This window comes from Citrobacter sp. Cb023 (assembly GCF_030336805.1).
Taxonomy (GTDB): Bacteria; Pseudomonadota; Gammaproteobacteria; order Enterobacterales; family Enterobacteriaceae; genus Citrobacter; species Citrobacter braakii.
In genome coordinates this window covers 111,342-128,332 of sequence record NZ_JAOWCV010000033.1, presented here as the reverse complement: position 1 = coordinate 128,332, position 16,991 = coordinate 111,342, and the positions used below count along the sequence as shown (strand labels likewise).

Genomic DNA, 16,991 nt, shown 5'->3' with positions numbered 1-16,991 from the left:
CATGAAAGCAGCGGCAAAAACGCACAAGCCAAAACGCCAGGAAGAACAAGCCAACTTTATCAGTTGGCGTTTTGCGTTACTGTGCGGCTGTATTTTGCTGGCACTGGGTTTTCTGCTGGGGCGCGTTGCCTGGCTGCAAATCATCGCGCCGGACATGCTGGTGCGTCAGGGCGATATGCGCTCTCTGCGCGTACAGGAAGTGTCCACATCGCGCGGGATGATTACCGACCGTTCAGGTCGTCCGCTGGCGGTGAGCGTTCCGGTTAAGGCGATTTGGGCCGACCCCAAAGAGGTGCATGACGCAGGCGGCGTAAGCGTTGGTGAACGCTGGAGAGCGCTGTCGACCGCGCTGAATCTCCCGCTCGATCAACTGGCTTCCCGCATTAACGCCAACCCGAAAGGGCGCTTTATCTATCTGGCGCGTCAGGTAAACCCTGACATGGCTGACTACATCAAAAAACTGAAGCTGCCAGGCATTCACCTGCGCGAAGAATCCCGCCGTTACTATCCTTCCGGAGAAGTGACCGCTCACCTTATCGGCTTTACTAACGTCGACAGCCAGGGGATTGAAGGCGTTGAGAAGAGCTTCGACAAATGGCTCACCGGGCAACCGGGCGAACGTATTGTACGTAAAGACCGTTATGGCCGCGTCATTGAGGATATTTCCTCAACCGACAGCCAGGCGGCGCATAACCTTGCGCTAAGTATCGATGAGCGTTTACAGGCGCTGGTCTACCGCGAACTGAATAACGCCGTGGCGTTTAACAAGGCGGAGTCAGGCAGTGCGGTACTGGTGGATGTGAACACCGGTGAAGTGCTGGCGATGGCCAACAGCCCGTCCTACAACCCGAACAATCTCACCGGTACGCCGAAGGATGCGATGCGTAACCGTACGATTACCGACGTGTTTGAACCGGGTTCCACTGTCAAACCGATGGTGGTGATGACGGCGCTGCAGCGTGGCGTGGTTCGCGAAAATACCGTACTTAACACTATCCCTTACCGAATTAATGGCCACGAAATTAAAGACGTGGCGCGTTATAGCGAATTGACCCTCACCGGGGTTTTGCAGAAGTCGAGTAACGTCGGTGTTTCCAAGCTGGCGTTAGCGATGCCGTCCTCAGCGTTAGTAGACACTTACTCACGTTTTGGGCTGGGAAAAGCGACCAATTTGGGGTTGGTCGGAGAACGCAGTGGCTTATATCCTCAAAAACAACGGTGGTCTGACATAGAGAGGGCCACCTTCTCTTTCGGCTACGGGCTAATGGTAACGCCGTTACAGTTAGCGCGAGTCTATGCAACGATCGGCAGCTATGGCGTTTATCGGCCACTGTCGATCACCAAAGTTGACCCTCCTGTTCCGGGCGAGCGTATCTTCCCGGAATCAACCGTGCGTACCGTGGTGCACATGATGGAAAGCGTGGCGCTGCCCGGCGGCGGCGGCGTGAAGGCGGCGATTAAAGGCTATCGTATCGCTATTAAAACCGGTACGGCGAAGAAAGTAGGGCCGGATGGCCGCTACATCAACAAATACATTGCTTATACCGCAGGCGTTGCGCCTGCGAGTCAGCCGCGCTTCGCGCTGGTTGTTGTTATCAACGATCCGCAGGCGGGTAAATACTACGGTGGCGCCGTTTCCGCGCCGGTCTTTGGTGCCATCATGGGCGGCGTACTGCGCACCATGAACATCGAGCCGGATGCGCTGACAACGGGCGATAAAAATGAATTTGTGAATAATCAAGGCGAGGCAACAGGTGGCAGATCGTAATTTGCGCGACCTTCTTGCTCCATGGGTGCCGGGTGCACCGGAGCGAGCACTGCGGGAGATGACGCTCGACAGCCGTATGGCTGCATCGGGCGATCTCTTTGTCGCAGTATTGGGTCATCAGGCGGACGGGCGTCGGTATATCCCGCAGGCGATAGCGCAAGGTGTGGCTGCCATTATTGCAGAAGCAAAAGATGAAGCTACTGACGGTGAAATCCGTGAAATGCACGGTGTTCCAGTTATCTATCTCAGTCAGCTTAACGAACGTTTATCTGCACTGGCGGGCCGCTTTTACCACGAGCCTTCTGAAAAAATGCGACTGGTCGGCGTGACCGGGACCAACGGTAAAACCACCACCACCCAATTGCTGGCACAGTGGAGCCAACTGCTTGGCGAAACCAGCGCGGTGATGGGAACAGTCGGCAATGGCCTGCTGGGCAAAGTGATCCCGACGGAAAATACCACCGGTTCAGCCGTTGATGTCCAGCATGTGCTGGCGGGGCTGGTTGCACAAGGCGCAACGGTTGGCGCAATGGAAGTGTCTTCACACGGTCTGGTTCAGCATCGCGTGGCGGCGCTGAAGTTTGCCGCATCAGTATTTACTAACTTAAGCCGCGACCATCTTGATTACCACGGCGACATGGAACATTACGAAGCCGCGAAATGGCTGCTGTATTCCACGCACCATTGCGGCCAGGCCATCGTTAATGCGGATGATGAAGTCGGTCGTCGCTGGTTGGCCAAGCTTCCGGATGCGGTTGCCGTATCGATGGAAGATCACATCAACCCGAACTGTCATGGTCGTTGGTTAAAGGCGATTGACGTGAATTATCACGACAGCGGGGCAACAATTCGTTTTACCTCCTCATGGGGTGACGGCGAAATTGAAAGTCGCCTGATGGGCGCGTTTAACGTCAGCAATCTGCTGTTGGCGCTGGCAACGCTGCTGGCGTTGGGATATCCGTTAGCTGATTTACTGAAAACGGCGACACAATTACAGCCAGTTTGTGGGCGCATGGAAGTGTTCAGCGCGCCGGGTAAAACCACCGTTGTGGTTGATTATGCCCATACGCCAGATGCGCTGGAAAAAGCGCTGCAGGCGGCACGTCTGCACTGTACTGGCAAACTGTGGTGCGTCTTTGGTTGCGGCGGCGATCGCGACAAAGGCAAACGTCCGTTGATGGGCGCGATTGCCGAGCAGTTTGCTGATGTTGTCGTGGTGACCGATGACAACCCACGTACCGAAGAGCCGCGCGCCATTATTAACGACATTCTGGCGGGTATGCTGGATGCCGGACAGGCGAAAGTGATGGAAGGTCGCGCAGAGGCTGTGACAAACGCCATTATGCAGGCGAAAGAAAACGATGTGGTGCTGGTGGCCGGGAAAGGTCACGAAGACTACCAGATCGTTGGCTCGCAACGCCTCGACTATTCTGACCGCGTCACGGCAGCGCGTCTGCTGGGAGTAATCGCATGATTAGCGTAACGCTCAGCCAACTGGCGGAGATCCTCCGTGGCGAACTGAAAGGAGCCGATCTGACTCTTGATGCGGTGACAACCGATACGCGTAAAGTTACGGCGGGCTGCCTGTTTGTCGCGCTGAAAGGCGAACGCTTTGATGCCCACGATTTCGCAGACAAGGCGCAAGAGAGCGGGGCGGGTGCGCTGCTGGTCAGCCGTCCGCTGGACACCAACCTGCCACAACTGATTGTTAAAGATACACGTCTGGCGTTTGGTGAACTGGCGGCATGGGTACGCGCCCAGGTTCCGGCGCGCGTTGTCGCGCTGACCGGCTCTTCCGGTAAAACGTCCGTCAAAGAGATGACCGCATCCATTCTGAGTCAGTGTGGCAACACCTTATATACCGCGGGCAACCTGAATAACGACATCGGCGTACCGATGACGCTGTTGCGCTTAAACAACGATTACGACTATGCCGTGATTGAGCTTGGCGCTAATCATCAGGGCGAAATCGCCTGGACCGTTGGCCTGACGCGTCCGGAAGCGGCGCTGGTGAACAACCTGGCAGCCGCGCATCTGGAAGGCTTTGGTTCACTGGCGGGCGTTGCGAAGGCAAAAGGTGAGATTTTTACCGGCCTGCCAGCGAACGGAATCGCCATTATGAATGCCGACAATAACGACTGGCTGAACTGGCAGAGCATTATCGGCGATCGCAAAGTCTGGCGCTTCTCCCCGAATGCGGCCAACAGCGACTTTTCGGCGGCCAATGTTCATGTGACTTCACACGGCACAGAGTTTTCTCTGCAAACGCCAACCGGAAGCATTGATGTTCTGCTGCCGCTGCCGGGTCGTCACAACATTGCTAACGCCCTGGCGGCGGCTGCGCTCTCTATGGCGGTAGGCGCGACGCACGAAGCGATTAAAGCGGGTCTGAAGGAGCTGCAAGCGGTACCGGGGCGTCTGTTCCCGATTCAACTGGCAGAAAATCAGCTACTGCTGGATGACTCCTATAACGCAAATGTCGGGTCAATGACCGCAGCGGTAAACGTGCTGTCCGAAATGCCGGGCTACCGCGTGTTGGTCGTTGGCGATATGGCAGAGCTTGGCGCGGAAAGCGAAGCATGCCACGTGCAGGTGGGTGACGCTGCGAAGGCTGCAGGTATCGACCGTGTGCTGAGTACAGGGAAACTGAGTCAGGCAATTAGCCATGCCAGCGGTGTGGGTGAGCATTTTGCGGATAAAACCGCGTTGACCGCGCATCTTAAGGCGCTGATTGCAGAACATCAGATTATGACGATTTTAGTGAAGGGTTCACGTAGTGCCGCCATGGAAGAGGTAGTACGCGCATTACAGGAGAATGGGACATGTTAGTTTGGCTGGCCGAACATTTGGTCAAATATTATTCCGGCTTTAACGTCTTTTCCTATCTGACGTTTCGCGCCATCGTCAGCCTGCTGACCGCGCTGTTCATCTCTTTGTGGATGGGCCCGCGCATGATCGCCCGCTTGCAAAAAATGTCCTTTGGACAGGTCGTGCGTAACGACGGTCCGGAATCACACTTCAGTAAACGCGGTACGCCGACCATGGGCGGGATTATGATCCTTACCGCGATTGTTATCTCCGTACTGCTGTGGGCATACCCGTCGAACCCGTACGTATGGTGCGTGCTGGTGGTATTGGTCGGTTACGGCATTATCGGTTTTGTCGATGACTACCGCAAAGTGGTACGCAAAGACACCAAGGGCCTGATCGCGCGCTGGAAATACTTCTGGATGTCGGTGATTGCGCTGGGCGTGGCCTTTGCCCTGTATCTGGCTGGTAAAGATACCCCGGCCACTGAGCTGGTGGTGCCGTTCTTTAAAGACGTGATGCCGCAGTTGGGGCTGTTCTACGTGCTGCTGGCGTACTTCGTGATTGTGGGTACTGGCAACGCGGTCAACCTCACCGATGGTCTGGATGGACTGGCGATTATGCCGACCGTGTTTGTGGCCGCAGGTTTTGCGTTGGTAGCGTGGGCGACCGGTAACATGAACTTCGCCAACTATCTGCATATTCCCTATTTACGTCATGCCGGCGAATTGGTGATTGTCTGTACGGCAATTGTCGGTGCGGGGTTAGGCTTCTTGTGGTTTAACACCTATCCGGCGCAGGTCTTTATGGGCGACGTCGGATCGCTGGCGCTGGGCGGCGCGCTGGGCATTATTGCCGTGCTCCTGCGTCAGGAGTTCCTGCTGGTGATCATGGGCGGTGTATTCGTCGTAGAAACACTGTCGGTCATTTTGCAGGTTGGCTCCTTTAAGCTGCGCGGACAGCGCATCTTCCGTATGGCGCCGATCCACCATCACTATGAACTGAAAGGCTGGCCGGAACCGCGCGTAATTGTGCGCTTCTGGATTATTTCGCTGATGCTGGTGCTGATTGGCCTGGCAACGCTGAAGGTACGTTAATCATGGCTGATTACCAGGGTAAAAAAGTCGTCATTATCGGTCTGGGTTTGACCGGGCTGTCCTGCGTGGATTTCTTCCTGGCGCGTGGCGTGACGCCGCGCGTAATGGATACCCGCGCGACGCCGCCGGGCCTGGACAAATTACCGGAAGCGGTTGAGCGTCATGTTGGCAGTCTGAATGATGACTGGCTGCTGGCCGCTGATCTTATTGTCGCCAGCCCTGGTATTGCCCTGGCGCATCCTTCGTTGAGCGCCGCCGCCGATGCGGGAATTGAAATTGTCGGCGACATTGAGCTGTTCTGTCGCGAAGCACAGGCACCGATCGTCGCAATCACCGGTTCCAACGGGAAAAGTACAGTCACTACGCTGGTAGGTGAGATGGCGAAAGCGGCCGGTGTGAACGTGGGGGTTGGCGGTAATATTGGCCTGCCCGCGCTGATGCTGCTGGATGACGAACGTGAGCTGTATGTTCTGGAACTGTCGAGCTTCCAACTGGAAACGACCTCCAGCTTACAAGCCGTAGCCGCTACCATTTTGAACGTCACCGAAGACCATATGGACAGATATCCGTTTGGCTTGCAGCAGTACCGTGCGGCCAAACTGCGCGTCTATGAAAACGCGAAAGTGTGTGTGGTCAACGCTGATGATGCGCTGACCATGCCGGTTCGCGGAGCGGATGAGCGTTGCGTGAGCTTTGGCATCAACATGGGTGACTATCACCTGAACCGTCAGCAGGGCGAAACCTGGCTGCGAGTGAAGGGTGAAAAAGTTCTTAACGTGAAAGAGATGACGCTTTCCGGTCAGCATAACTATACCAACGCCCTGGCTGCGCTGGCGCTGGCGGATGCTGCGGGTCTGCCGCGGGCGTCGAGCCTGAAAGCGCTCACCACGTTTACCGGTCTGGCGCACCGTTTTCAGACTGTGCTTGAGCACAACGGCGTGCGCTGGATTAACGATTCTAAAGCCACCAACGTCGGCAGCACTGAAGCCGCGCTGAATGGCCTGCACGTTGACGGTACGTTGCACCTGTTGCTGGGGGGAGACGGGAAATCCGCTGACTTTACGCCGCTGCAACGATACCTGACCGGCGACAACATTCGTCTGTATTGCTTTGGTCGCGATGGCGCGCAGCTTGCCGCTCTGCGACCTGACGTTACGGAACAAACTGAAACCATGGAGCAGGCAATGCGTCTGCTCGCACCGCGCGTGAAGTCGGGCGATATGGTGCTGCTGTCGCCTGCCTGCGCTAGCCTCGACCAGTTCAAGAACTTTGAGCAACGCGGTGACGTCTTTACCCGCCTGGCGAAGGAGTTGGGTTGATGCGCTTATCTCTCCCTCGTCTGAGAATGCCGCGCTTACCGGGACTGGGTGTCCTGGCGTGGATCTTCGCGGCACTTAAAGGCTGGGTGATGGCTTCGCGTGATAAAGACGCGGACAGCCTGATCATGTATGACCGCATGCTGCTGTGGTTGACCTTTGGTCTGGCAGCGATCGGTTTTGTGATGGTGACATCGGCATCGATGCCCGTAGGGCAACGCCTGGCGGGCGATCCTTTCCTGTTTGCTAAGCGTGATGCACTGTACATCTTCCTCGCCTTCTGCCTGGCGATGGTGACGCTGCGTCTGCCGATGGAGTTCTGGCAAAAGTACAGTACGACGATGCTGATAGCCTCGATCATCATGCTGCTGATTGTGCTGGTGGTGGGTAGCTCCGTTAACGGGGCGTCGCGCTGGATTGCGCTGGGGCCGCTGCGTATTCAGCCTGCGGAATTTACCAAGCTGTCGCTGTTCTGTTACCTCGCCAACTACCTGGTGCGTAAAGTTGATGAAGTGCGTAACAACCTGCGCGGTTTCTTAAAACCGATGGGCGTGATCCTGGTGCTGGCTATTTTACTGCTGGCACAGCCTGACCTTGGTACGGTGGTAGTGCTGTTTGTCACTACCCTGGCGATGCTGTTTCTCGCCGGAGCGAAACTGTGGCAGTTCATTGCCATTATCGGCATGGGGATTTCAGCGGTCGTGCTGCTGATCCTTGCCGAACCGTATCGTATTCGCCGCGTAACCTCCTTCTGGAACCCATGGGAAGATCCGTTCGGCAGTGGCTACCAGCTGACGCAATCCCTGATGGCATTTGGTCGCGGTGAGGTTTGGGGGCAGGGCTTAGGTAATTCAGTCCAAAAACTGGAGTATTTACCAGAAGCGCACACCGACTTCATCTTCGCCATCATTGGGGAAGAGCTGGGTTATATCGGTGTGGTATTGGCACTTTTAATGGTATTCTTCGTCGCTTTTCGCGCGATGTCGATTGGCCGTAAGGCGTTGGAAATTGACCACCGTTTTTCAGGCTTTTTAGCCTGCTCAATCGGGATCTGGTTTAGCTTCCAGGCACTGGTAAACGTCGGTGCGGCGGCGGGTATGCTGCCAACCAAAGGTCTGACGCTGCCGCTGATCAGTTATGGTGGTTCAAGTTTGTTGATTATGTCGACGGCCATCATGTTTTTGTTACGTATTGATTATGAAACGCGTCTGGAAAAAGCCCAGGCGTTTACACGAGGTGCACGATGAGTGGTCAACCGAAGCGGTTAATGGTGATGGCGGGCGGTACCGGCGGGCATGTGTTCCCGGGGCTGGCGGTCGCGCACCATTTAATGGCCCAGGGCTGGCAGGTTCGTTGGCTGGGCACCGCCGATCGTATGGAAGCGGACTTAGTGCCGAAACACGGCATTGAAATTGACTTTATTCGTATCTCCGGTTTGCGTGGTAAAGGCGTCAATGCGCTGCTGGCTGCACCTGTGCGTATTTTTAATGCCTGGCGTCAGGCGCGCGCCATCATGAAGCAGTTTAAACCCGATGTGGTGCTGGGTATGGGCGGCTACGTGTCTGGCCCTGGCGGTCTGGCGGCCTGGTCATTAGGTATTCCGGTTGTACTGCATGAGCAGAACGGCATTGCGGGATTAACTAACAAATGGCTGGCGAAGATTGCCACTACGGTGATGCAGGCTTTTCCTGGCGCTTTCCCGAATGCGGAAGTGGTGGGCAACCCGGTGCGCACTGACGTGCTGGCGCTGCCGTTGCCCAAAGCGCGTCTGGCCGGGCGTGAAGGTCCGGTTCGTGTATTGGTCGTCGGGGGATCTCAGGGCGCACGCGTACTGAACCAGACGATGCCGCAGGTTGCCGCAAAGCTTGGCGGCGCGGTGACTATCTGGCATCAGAGCGGCAAAGGCGCGCAGCAGACCGTTGAACAGGCGTATGCCGACGCGGGACAACCGCAGCACAAGGTCACTGAGTTTATTGATGATATGGCAGCGGCCTACGCGTGGGCTGATGTCGTGGTTTGTCGCTCAGGCGCGCTGACGGTGAGCGAAATTGCCGCCGCAGGTTTGCCTGCGCTGTTTGTGCCGTTCCAGCACAAAGACAGACAGCAGTATTGGAATGCGCTGCCGCTGGAGAAAGCGGGCGCCGCCAAAATTCTGGAGCAGCCGCAGTTTACTGTGGATGCCGTCGCCAGCACCCTTGCCGGGTGGTCGCGAGAAACGTTATTAACCATGGCAGAACGTGCGCGCGCCGCATCCATACCGGATGCCACAGAGCGCGTTGCAAATGAAGTGAGCCGGGCTGCCCGGGCGTAATTGTGGTGATGCCTTTTGCATCGCATGAACTAAGAAGTTAATGGCTAAAGAATGAATACACAACAACTGGCAAAACTGCGTTCCATCGTGCCCGAAATGCGTCGCGTTCGGCACATTCACTTTGTCGGCATCGGTGGTGCTGGTATGGGCGGTATTGCCGAAGTTTTGGCCAATGAAGGTTATCAGATCAGCGGTTCTGACTTAGCGCCGAATCCTGTGACGCAGCAGTTGACGAATCTGGGAGCCACGATTTTCTTCAACCATCGCCCGGAAAACGTGCGCGATGCGAGCGTGGTGGTGGTATCCAGCGCTATTTCTGCGGATAACCCGGAAATTGTTGCAGCGCATGAAGCACGTATTCCGGTGATTCGTCGTGCTGAAATGCTGGCGGAGTTAATGCGTTTTCGTCACGGTATTGCTATTGCCGGGACGCACGGTAAAACCACGACCACGGCAATGGTCTCCAGCATCTACGCGGAAGCGGGTCTGGATCCCACTTTTGTCAACGGCGGTCTGGTGAAGGCCGCAGGCGTGCATGCGCGCCTGGGTCATAGCCGTTATTTGATTGCCGAAGCAGACGAGAGCGACGCGTCGTTCCTGCATTTGCAGCCAATGGTGGCGATTGTCACCAATATCGAAGCCGACCACATGGATACCTACCATGGCGACTTCGAAAATTTAAAGCAGACGTTTATTAATTTCCTGCATAACTTGCCGTTTTATGGCCGTGCGGTGATGTGCGTTGACGATCCGGTTATCCGCGAACTGTTACCGCGAGTTGGCCGTCAAACCACAACCTATGGTTTCAGTGATGATGCCGATGTGCGCGTTGAAGATTACCAGCAGATTGGTCCACAAGGACACTTCACGCTGGTGCGTCAGGGGATGGCCGATTTACGTGTTACGTTAAACGCGCCGGGTCGTCACAATGCACTGAACGCGGCGGCGGCAGTGGCGGTCGCGACGGAAGAAGGTATTGAAGACGACGCTATTCTGCGCGCGCTGGAAAGTTTCCAGGGTACCGGACGTCGTTTTGACTTCCTCGGCGAATTCCCGCTTGAGCCGGTGAACGGTAAAGCCGGGACCGCGATGCTGGTTGATGATTATGGCCACCACCCAACGGAAGTGGACGCTACGATTAAAGCCGCGCGCGCGGGTTGGCCGGACAAAAACCTGGTGATGCTGTTCCAGCCGCACCGGTTTACGCGTACTCGCGATCTGTACGACGACTTTGCCAACGTGCTTACCCAGGTCGATGCGCTGTTGATGCTGGATGTGTATGCCGCGGGCGAAGCCGCGATTCCGGGGGCCGACAGCCGCTCGTTGTGCCGTACGATTCGTGGCCGCGGTAAGATCGATCCGATTCTGGTATCCGATCCGGCCCAGGTGGCAGAAATGCTGGCACCCGTATTAACCGGCAACGATCTGATTTTGGTGCAGGGCGCTGGAAATATCGGCAAAATCGCGCGTTCCTTAGCTGAAATCAAACTGAAGCCGCAAAACCCGGAGGAAGAACAACATGGCTGATAAAATCGCGGTCCTGTTAGGGGGAACCTCCGCTGAACGTGAAGTATCGCTGAATTCAGGCGCGGCCGTATTGGCAGGGTTACGCGAAGGTGGTGTAGATGCCCATCCGATTGACCCTAAAGAGGTCGATGTCACTCTTTTGAAATCTATGGGGTTTCAGAAGGTGTTTATTGCGCTGCATGGTCGTGGCGGTGAAGATGGCACATTGCAGGGCATGCTGGAGCTGATTGGCCTGCCGTATACCGGCAGCGGCGTCATGGCTTCCGCGATTTCCATGGACAAACTGCGCAGCAAGCTGCTGTGGCAGGGCGCAGGTTTACCCGTCGCCCCATGGGTTGCGCTGACCCGCGCTGAGTTCGAAAAAGGTCTTAGCGATGAAGCAGTTACAAAAATTTCTGCGTTAGGCTTGCCGCTGATTGTAAAGCCAAGCCGTGAAGGTTCCAGCGTAGGGATGTCAAAAGTTGAAGAAGAAAATGCTTTGCAGGGTGCATTAGCATTGGCTTTTCAGCATGATGAAGAAGTACTGATTGAAAAATGGCTCAGTGGCCCGGAATTTACAGTTGCGATACTTGGCGAAGAAATTTTACCGTCAATACGTATCCAACCCGCGGGAACCTTCTATGATTATGAGGCGAAGTATCTCTCTGATGAGACACAATATTTCTGCCCTGCTGGTCTGGAAGTCGAACAAGAAGCCTTTTTACAGGAATTAGTCCTGAAAGCGTGGACTGCATTGGGCTGTAAAGGTTGGGGGCGCATTGACGTCATGCTGGACAGCGATGGCCAGTTTTATCTGCTGGAAGCGAATACCTCTCCGGGTATGACCAGCCACAGTCTGGTGCCGATGGCGGCGCGTCAGGCGGGCCTGAGCTTCTCGCAGTTGGTGGTAAGAATTCTGGAGTTGGCGGACTGATATGTCGCAGGCTGCGCTGAACACGCGAAACGGTGATGAAGAAGAAGTAAACTCCTCACGCCGCAATAATGGAACGCGTCTTGCAGGAATACTGTTCCTGCTGACAGTGCTGTGCACCGTGTTTGTCAGCGGCTGGGTAGTGTTGGGATGGATGGAAGATGCGCAGCGCCTGCCATTGTCAAAACTGGTGTTAACCGGTGAACGGCATTACACGCGCAATGATGATATCCGTCAGTCCATCCTGGCGCTGGGCGCTCCGGGAACATTTATGACTCAGGATGTGAACATCATCCAGAGCCAGATTGAACGCCTCCCCTGGATCAAACAGGCGAGCGTCAGAAAGCAATGGCCTGATGAATTGAAGATTCATCTGGTTGAATATGTGCCAATAGCGCGTTGGAATGACCAACATATGGTGGATGCTGAAGGAAATACCTTCAGTGTCCCAACCGGTCGGGCTAATAAGCAGGTATTACCTATGTTGTACGGACCGGAAGGCAGCGCAAGTGAAGTGCTGCAAGGGTTCCGCGATATGGGGCAGGTGCTGGCTAAGGACAGATTCACCCTGAAGGAAGCGGCAATGACCGCTCGTCGTTCCTGGCAGTTGACGCTGAATAACGATATTAAGCTGAATCTGGGCAGGGGCGATACGATAAAACGTTTGGCTCGCTTTGTGGAACTCTACCCGGTTTTACAGCAGCAGGCGCAAACCGATGGCAAACGGATTAGCTACGTTGATTTGCGTTATGACTCAGGAGCGGCAGTAGGCTGGGTTCCCTTGCCTCCTGAGGAATCTAATCAGCAACAGAATCAGGCACAGGCAGAACAACAATGATCAAGGCGACGGACAGAAAACTGGTAGTTGGACTGGAGATTGGCACCGCGAAGGTAGCCGCTTTAGTAGGGGAAGTTCTGCCCGACGGTATGGTCAATATCATTGGCGTGGGCAGTTGCCCATCGCGAGGTATGGATAAAGGCGGGGTGAATGACCTTGAGTCAGTGGTGAAGTGCGTACAGCGCGCCATTGACCAGGCTGAACTGATGGCAGATTGCCAGATCTCTTCAGTGTATCTGGCGCTTTCCGGTAAACATATTAGCTGTCAGAATGAAATTGGTATGGTGCCCATTTCCGAAGAGGAAGTGACGCAGGAAGATGTGGAAAACGTGGTACATACGGCAAAATCCGTACGCGTTCGCGATGAACATCGTGTTCTGCACGTCATCCCGCAGGAATACGCCATCGACTACCAGGAAGGTATCAAAAATCCGGTCGGTCTTTCCGGTGTGCGTATGCAGGCAAAAGTCCACCTTATTACCTGCCACAACGACATGGCGAAGAATATTGTCAAAGCCGTTGAACGTTGTGGTCTGAAAGTTGACCAACTGATTTTTGCCGGGTTGGCAGCCAGTTATTCCGTATTGACGGAAGATGAACGTGAACTGGGTGTCTGCGTGGTGGATATTGGTGGTGGTACAATGGACATCGCCGTTTATACTGGCGGGGCGTTGCGCCACACTAAAGTTATCCCTTATGCAGGGAATGTCGTGACCAGCGATATCGCGTATGCCTTTGGTACGCCGCCGAGCGATGCTGAAGCCATCAAAGTGCGTCATGGCTGCGCACTGGGTTCCATCGTGGGTAAAGACGAGAGCGTTGAAGTGCCAAGCGTTGGTGGTCGTCCGCCGCGTAGCCTGCAACGTCAGACTCTGGCAGAGGTCATTGAGCCGCGTTATACCGAGCTGCTCAACCTGGTCAACGAAGAAATTTTGCAATTACAAGAACAGCTTCGCCAGCAGGGTGTGAAACATCATCTGGCGGCGGGGATTGTGTTAACCGGCGGTGCTGCGCAAATTGAAGGTCTTGCGGCCTGCGCACAGCGCGTGTTCCATACACAAGTACGTATTGGCGCACCGCTGAATATTACCGGTCTGACGGATTATGCCCAGGAGCCGTATTATTCAACGGCGGTAGGGCTGCTGCACTACGGGAAAGAATCCCATTTAAGTGGTGAGGCTGAAGTAGAAAAGCGCGTAACTGCCTCGGTCGGATCGTGGATCAAGCGACTGAATAGCTGGTTACGTAAAGAGTTTTAATTTTTAAAGAGACCGACGCAAATTAACGGTCTCAGGCGACAGGCACTACACAAAGTCATTCAAGTTGCATCGCGGCGGCAACTGAGCGAATCTCCTGGAGCATAGTTTACTATGTCACGGGAGTGAGTGAAGGCAGCCAACAAAGAGGCGGCTTGAAGGATGAAGTGTAAAACGGAGAGAGAAACTATGTTTGAACCTATGGAACTAACCAACGACGCGGTGATTAAAGTCATCGGCGTCGGTGGCGGCGGCGGTAATGCCGTTGAACACATGGTGCGTGAGCGCATCGAAGGTGTTGAATTCTTCGCGGTGAATACCGACGCTCAGGCGTTGCGTAAAACGGCGGTTGGACAGACCATTCAGATTGGTAGCGGCATCACCAAAGGTCTGGGCGCGGGTGCAAACCCGGAAGTCGGTCGTAATGCGGCAGACGAAGATCGCGAAGCTCTGCGCGCAGCGCTTGACGGCGCAGACATGGTGTTTATCGCAGCTGGCATGGGCGGCGGTACCGGTACCGGTGCAGCGCCAGTGGTAGCTGAAGTCGCAAAAGATTTAGGTATCCTGACCGTTGCTGTCGTGACTAAGCCTTTCAACTTTGAAGGCAAGAAGCGTATGGCATTCGCGGAGCAGGGTATCACCGAGCTGTCCAAACACGTGGACTCTCTGATCACTATCCCGAACGACAAGCTGCTGAAAGTACTGGGCCGTGGTATCTCCCTGCTGGATGCATTTGGCGCAGCGAACGACGTGCTGAAAGGCGCAGTCCAGGGTATCGCTGAACTAATTACTCGTCCGGGCCTGATGAACGTCGACTTTGCAGACGTACGCACCGTGATGTCCGAAATGGGCTACGCGATGATGGGTTCTGGCGTGGCGAGTGGTGAAGACCGTGCAGAAGAAGCGGCTGAAATGGCTATCTCTTCTCCGCTGCTGGAAGATATCGATCTGTCCGGCGCACGCGGCGTGCTGGTTAACATTACTGCGGGCTTCGACCTGCGTCTGGATGAGTTCGAAACCGTGGGTAACACGATTCGTGCCTTTGCATCGGATAACGCAACTGTGGTTATCGGTACCTCTCTGGACCCGGATATGAACGACGAACTGCGCGTGACCGTTGTTGCGACTGGAATTGGTATGGACAAGCGTCCTGAAATCACTCTGGTGACCAACAAACAGGTACAGCAGCCGGTAATGGATCGTTACCAGCAGCACGGTATGGCGCCGTTGACGCAAGAGCAGAAACCGGTAGCGAAAGTGGTTAACGACAATACGCCGCAAACCACGAAAGAGCCGGATTATCTGGATATCCCTGCATTCCTGCGTAAGCAAGCTGATTAAGAATTAGCTGGAATTTGGGAATTGTGGCTCTTTGTGCTAAACTGGCCCACCGAATGTATAGTACACTTCGGTTGGATAGGTAATTTGGCGAGATTATACGATGATCAAACAAAGGACTCTTAAACGTATCGTTCAGGCGACTGGCGTCGGTTTGCATACCGGCAAAAAAGTCACCCTGACATTACGCCCTGCGCCGGCCAACACCGGGGTCATCTATCGTCGCACCGACTTGAATCCTCCGGTAGATTTCCCGGCCGATGCCAAATCTGTGCGTGATACCATGCTCTGTACGTGTCTGGTCAATGAGCATGATGTGCGGATTTCAACCGTAGAGCACCTTAATGCTGCTCTGGCGGGCTTAGGTATCGATAACATCGTTATTGAAGTTAATGCCCCGGAAATCCCGATTATGGATGGCAGTGCCGCTCCGTTCGTTTACCTGCTGCTTGATGCAGGTATTGAAGAACTGAGCAGCGCCAAAAAATTTGTTCGCATCAAAGAGACCGTTCGTGTCGAAGATGGCGATAAGTGGGCTGAGTTTAAGCCGTATAATGGTTTTACGTTGGATTTCACCATCGACTTTAACCATCCGGCGATCGACTCCAGCACGCAGCGCTACGCGATGAACTTCTCTGCGGATGCGTTCATGCGCCAGATCAGCCGCGCGCGTACTTTCGGCTTCATGCGTGATATCGAATATCTGCAGTCCCGCGGCCTGTGCCTGGGCGGCAGCTTCGATTGTGCCATCGTTGTTGACGATTATCGCGTATTGAACGAAGACGGCCTGCGTTTTGAAGACGAATTCGTTCGTCACAAAATGCTCGACGCGATTGGTGACTTGTTCATGTGTGGTCACAACATTATTGGTGCATTCACCGCGTATAAATCCGGTCATGCACTGAATAACAAACTATTGCAGGCAGTCCTGGCAAAACAGGAAGCTTGGGAATATGTGACCTTCCAGGACGATGCAGAACTGCCGTTGGCGTTCAAAGCACCTTCGACTGTACTGGCATAACGACATACGCTGTCGCATAAATTCGACTGGTAAATCTGGCACTCTCTCCGGCCAGGTGAGCCAGTCGTTTTTTTATCTTCCGATTGCAAAACCACCTTATCTGAATCGACTTTTCCCCACCGACAGATTAAAACACCGTTCGAACGCTGCTTTCTTAAGCATATTTACCCGCGACTTGCTGTCATTACTGCTGTGGAGCGTACGCTTTAATGGTAATATTTATGCGCAAAAAAATGGTTTTGCATTTGTAACCCCAAACGCAGGGTATATCAGGTGGCAATAACGTGAGTGGAATACTGACGCGTTGGCGACAGTTAGGCAGACGGTACTTCTGGCCGCATCTCCTGTTGGGGATGGTCGCGGCTAGTTTTGGCCTGCCTGCGCTCGGTAATGCTGCTGAACCTAATACTCCCGCGAAGGCGACCGCCAGCAATCACGATCAATCTGCCAAAGTTAACTTTAGCCAGCTTGCTTTGCTGGAGGCGACCAATCGCCGCCCGAATTTTACCGTTGACTACTGGCATCAGCATGCCATTCGTACGGTCATTCGCCATCTTTCTTTTGCTATGGCTCCTCAGGCGCTGCCTGTTGCCGAAGAGCCGTTGCCAATCCAGGCGCACCATCTTGCGTTACTGAATACGCTCAGCGCGATGCTGACGCAAGAAGGCAGACCGCCCGCGGCCGTGAGTCGCGTGACATATGCTCATTTTACCTCTCAGGCCGCATTTAGCGTTCCGGTCTGGATCAGCCAGCTGCAGGGTATCCGTGCTGGCCCTCAACGCCTCAGCTAAAAAAGAACCT

Annotated in this window: 14 protein-coding genes; all 14 read left to right on the top strand. The window is 54.8% G+C overall.

Annotated features, from left to right (window positions below):
* Position 1: 1 nt before the first annotated feature.
* The 14 genes from ftsI (at position 2) to secM (ending at position 16,981) form a co-directional block, all read left to right on the top strand.
* Positions 2-1,768 carry a peptidoglycan glycosyltransferase FtsI gene (ftsI, locus tag OGW44_RS09095; RefSeq protein WP_016151691.1) on the top strand — a complete coding sequence of 589 codons (1,767 nt, stop codon included), beginning with the start codon at positions 2-4 and terminating at the stop codon, positions 1,766-1,768.
* Entirely contained in the window at positions 1,755-3,242 is a 1,488-nt protein-coding gene (gene murE / locus OGW44_RS09090; protein ID WP_016151692.1) for a UDP-N-acetylmuramoyl-L-alanyl-D-glutamate--2,6-diaminopimelate ligase, read from the top strand. The genes ftsI and murE overlap by 14 nt, the downstream gene beginning before the upstream one ends.
* Positions 3,239-4,597: a UDP-N-acetylmuramoyl-tripeptide--D-alanyl-D-alanine ligase gene (gene murF, locus OGW44_RS09085; RefSeq protein ID WP_185654740.1), complete on the top strand. Its 1,359-nt coding sequence runs from the start codon at positions 3,239-3,241 to the stop codon at positions 4,595-4,597. The genes murE and murF overlap by 4 nt, the downstream gene beginning before the upstream one ends.
* On the top strand, positions 4,591-5,673 hold the full coding sequence (mraY, locus tag OGW44_RS09080; RefSeq protein ID WP_016151694.1) for a phospho-N-acetylmuramoyl-pentapeptide-transferase: 1,083 nt from the start codon (positions 4,591-4,593) through the stop codon (positions 5,671-5,673). Before murF ends, mraY begins: the two co-directional genes overlap by 7 nt.
* A gap of 2 nt (positions 5,674-5,675) precedes the next feature.
* On the top strand, positions 5,676-6,992 hold the full coding sequence (murD, locus tag OGW44_RS09075; protein WP_016151695.1) for a UDP-N-acetylmuramoyl-L-alanine--D-glutamate ligase: 1,317 nt from the start codon (positions 5,676-5,678) through the stop codon (positions 6,990-6,992).
* Positions 6,992-8,236: a cell division protein FtsW gene (gene ftsW, locus OGW44_RS09070; protein WP_019078372.1), complete on the top strand. Its 1,245-nt coding sequence runs from the start codon at positions 6,992-6,994 to the stop codon at positions 8,234-8,236. Before murD ends, ftsW begins: the two co-directional genes overlap by 1 nt.
* Complete coding sequence (gene murG / locus OGW44_RS09065) at positions 8,233-9,300, top strand: undecaprenyldiphospho-muramoylpentapeptide beta-N-acetylglucosaminyltransferase (RefSeq protein ID WP_047499873.1); 1,068 nt, start codon at positions 8,233-8,235, stop codon at positions 9,298-9,300. Before ftsW ends, murG begins: the two co-directional genes overlap by 4 nt.
* A 51-nt stretch (positions 9,301-9,351) precedes the next feature.
* Positions 9,352-10,827: a UDP-N-acetylmuramate--L-alanine ligase gene (murC, locus tag OGW44_RS09060; RefSeq protein ID WP_016151698.1), complete on the top strand. Its 1,476-nt coding sequence runs from the start codon at positions 9,352-9,354 to the stop codon at positions 10,825-10,827.
* Positions 10,820-11,740 carry a D-alanine--D-alanine ligase gene (locus tag OGW44_RS09055; RefSeq protein WP_046275371.1) on the top strand — a complete coding sequence of 307 codons (921 nt, stop codon included), beginning with the start codon at positions 10,820-10,822 and terminating at the stop codon, positions 11,738-11,740. Before murC ends, OGW44_RS09055 begins: the two co-directional genes overlap by 8 nt.
* A 1-nt stretch (position 11,741) precedes the next feature.
* Positions 11,742-12,575, top strand: coding sequence for a cell division protein FtsQ (ftsQ, locus tag OGW44_RS09050; protein ID WP_003018758.1), 834 nt, complete (start codon positions 11,742-11,744; stop codon positions 12,573-12,575).
* On the top strand, positions 12,572-13,834 hold the full coding sequence (ftsA, locus tag OGW44_RS09045) for a cell division protein FtsA (protein ID WP_003018755.1): 1,263 nt from the start codon (positions 12,572-12,574) through the stop codon (positions 13,832-13,834). The genes ftsQ and ftsA overlap by 4 nt, the downstream gene beginning before the upstream one ends.
* A 186-nt stretch (positions 13,835-14,020) precedes the next feature.
* On the top strand, positions 14,021-15,172 hold the full coding sequence (gene ftsZ, locus OGW44_RS09040; RefSeq protein WP_003018753.1) for a cell division protein FtsZ: 1,152 nt from the start codon (positions 14,021-14,023) through the stop codon (positions 15,170-15,172).
* A 100-nt stretch (positions 15,173-15,272) separates the two neighbouring features.
* Complete coding sequence (gene lpxC / locus OGW44_RS09035) at positions 15,273-16,190, top strand: UDP-3-O-acyl-N-acetylglucosamine deacetylase (RefSeq protein ID WP_006686706.1); 918 nt, start codon at positions 15,273-15,275, stop codon at positions 16,188-16,190.
* A 284-nt stretch (positions 16,191-16,474) separates the two neighbouring features.
* Positions 16,475-16,981 carry a secA translation cis-regulator SecM gene (secM, locus tag OGW44_RS09030; protein ID WP_016151701.1) on the top strand — a complete coding sequence of 169 codons (507 nt, stop codon included), beginning with the start codon at positions 16,475-16,477 and terminating at the stop codon, positions 16,979-16,981.
* The last annotated feature ends 10 nt before the right edge of the window (positions 16,982-16,991 follow it).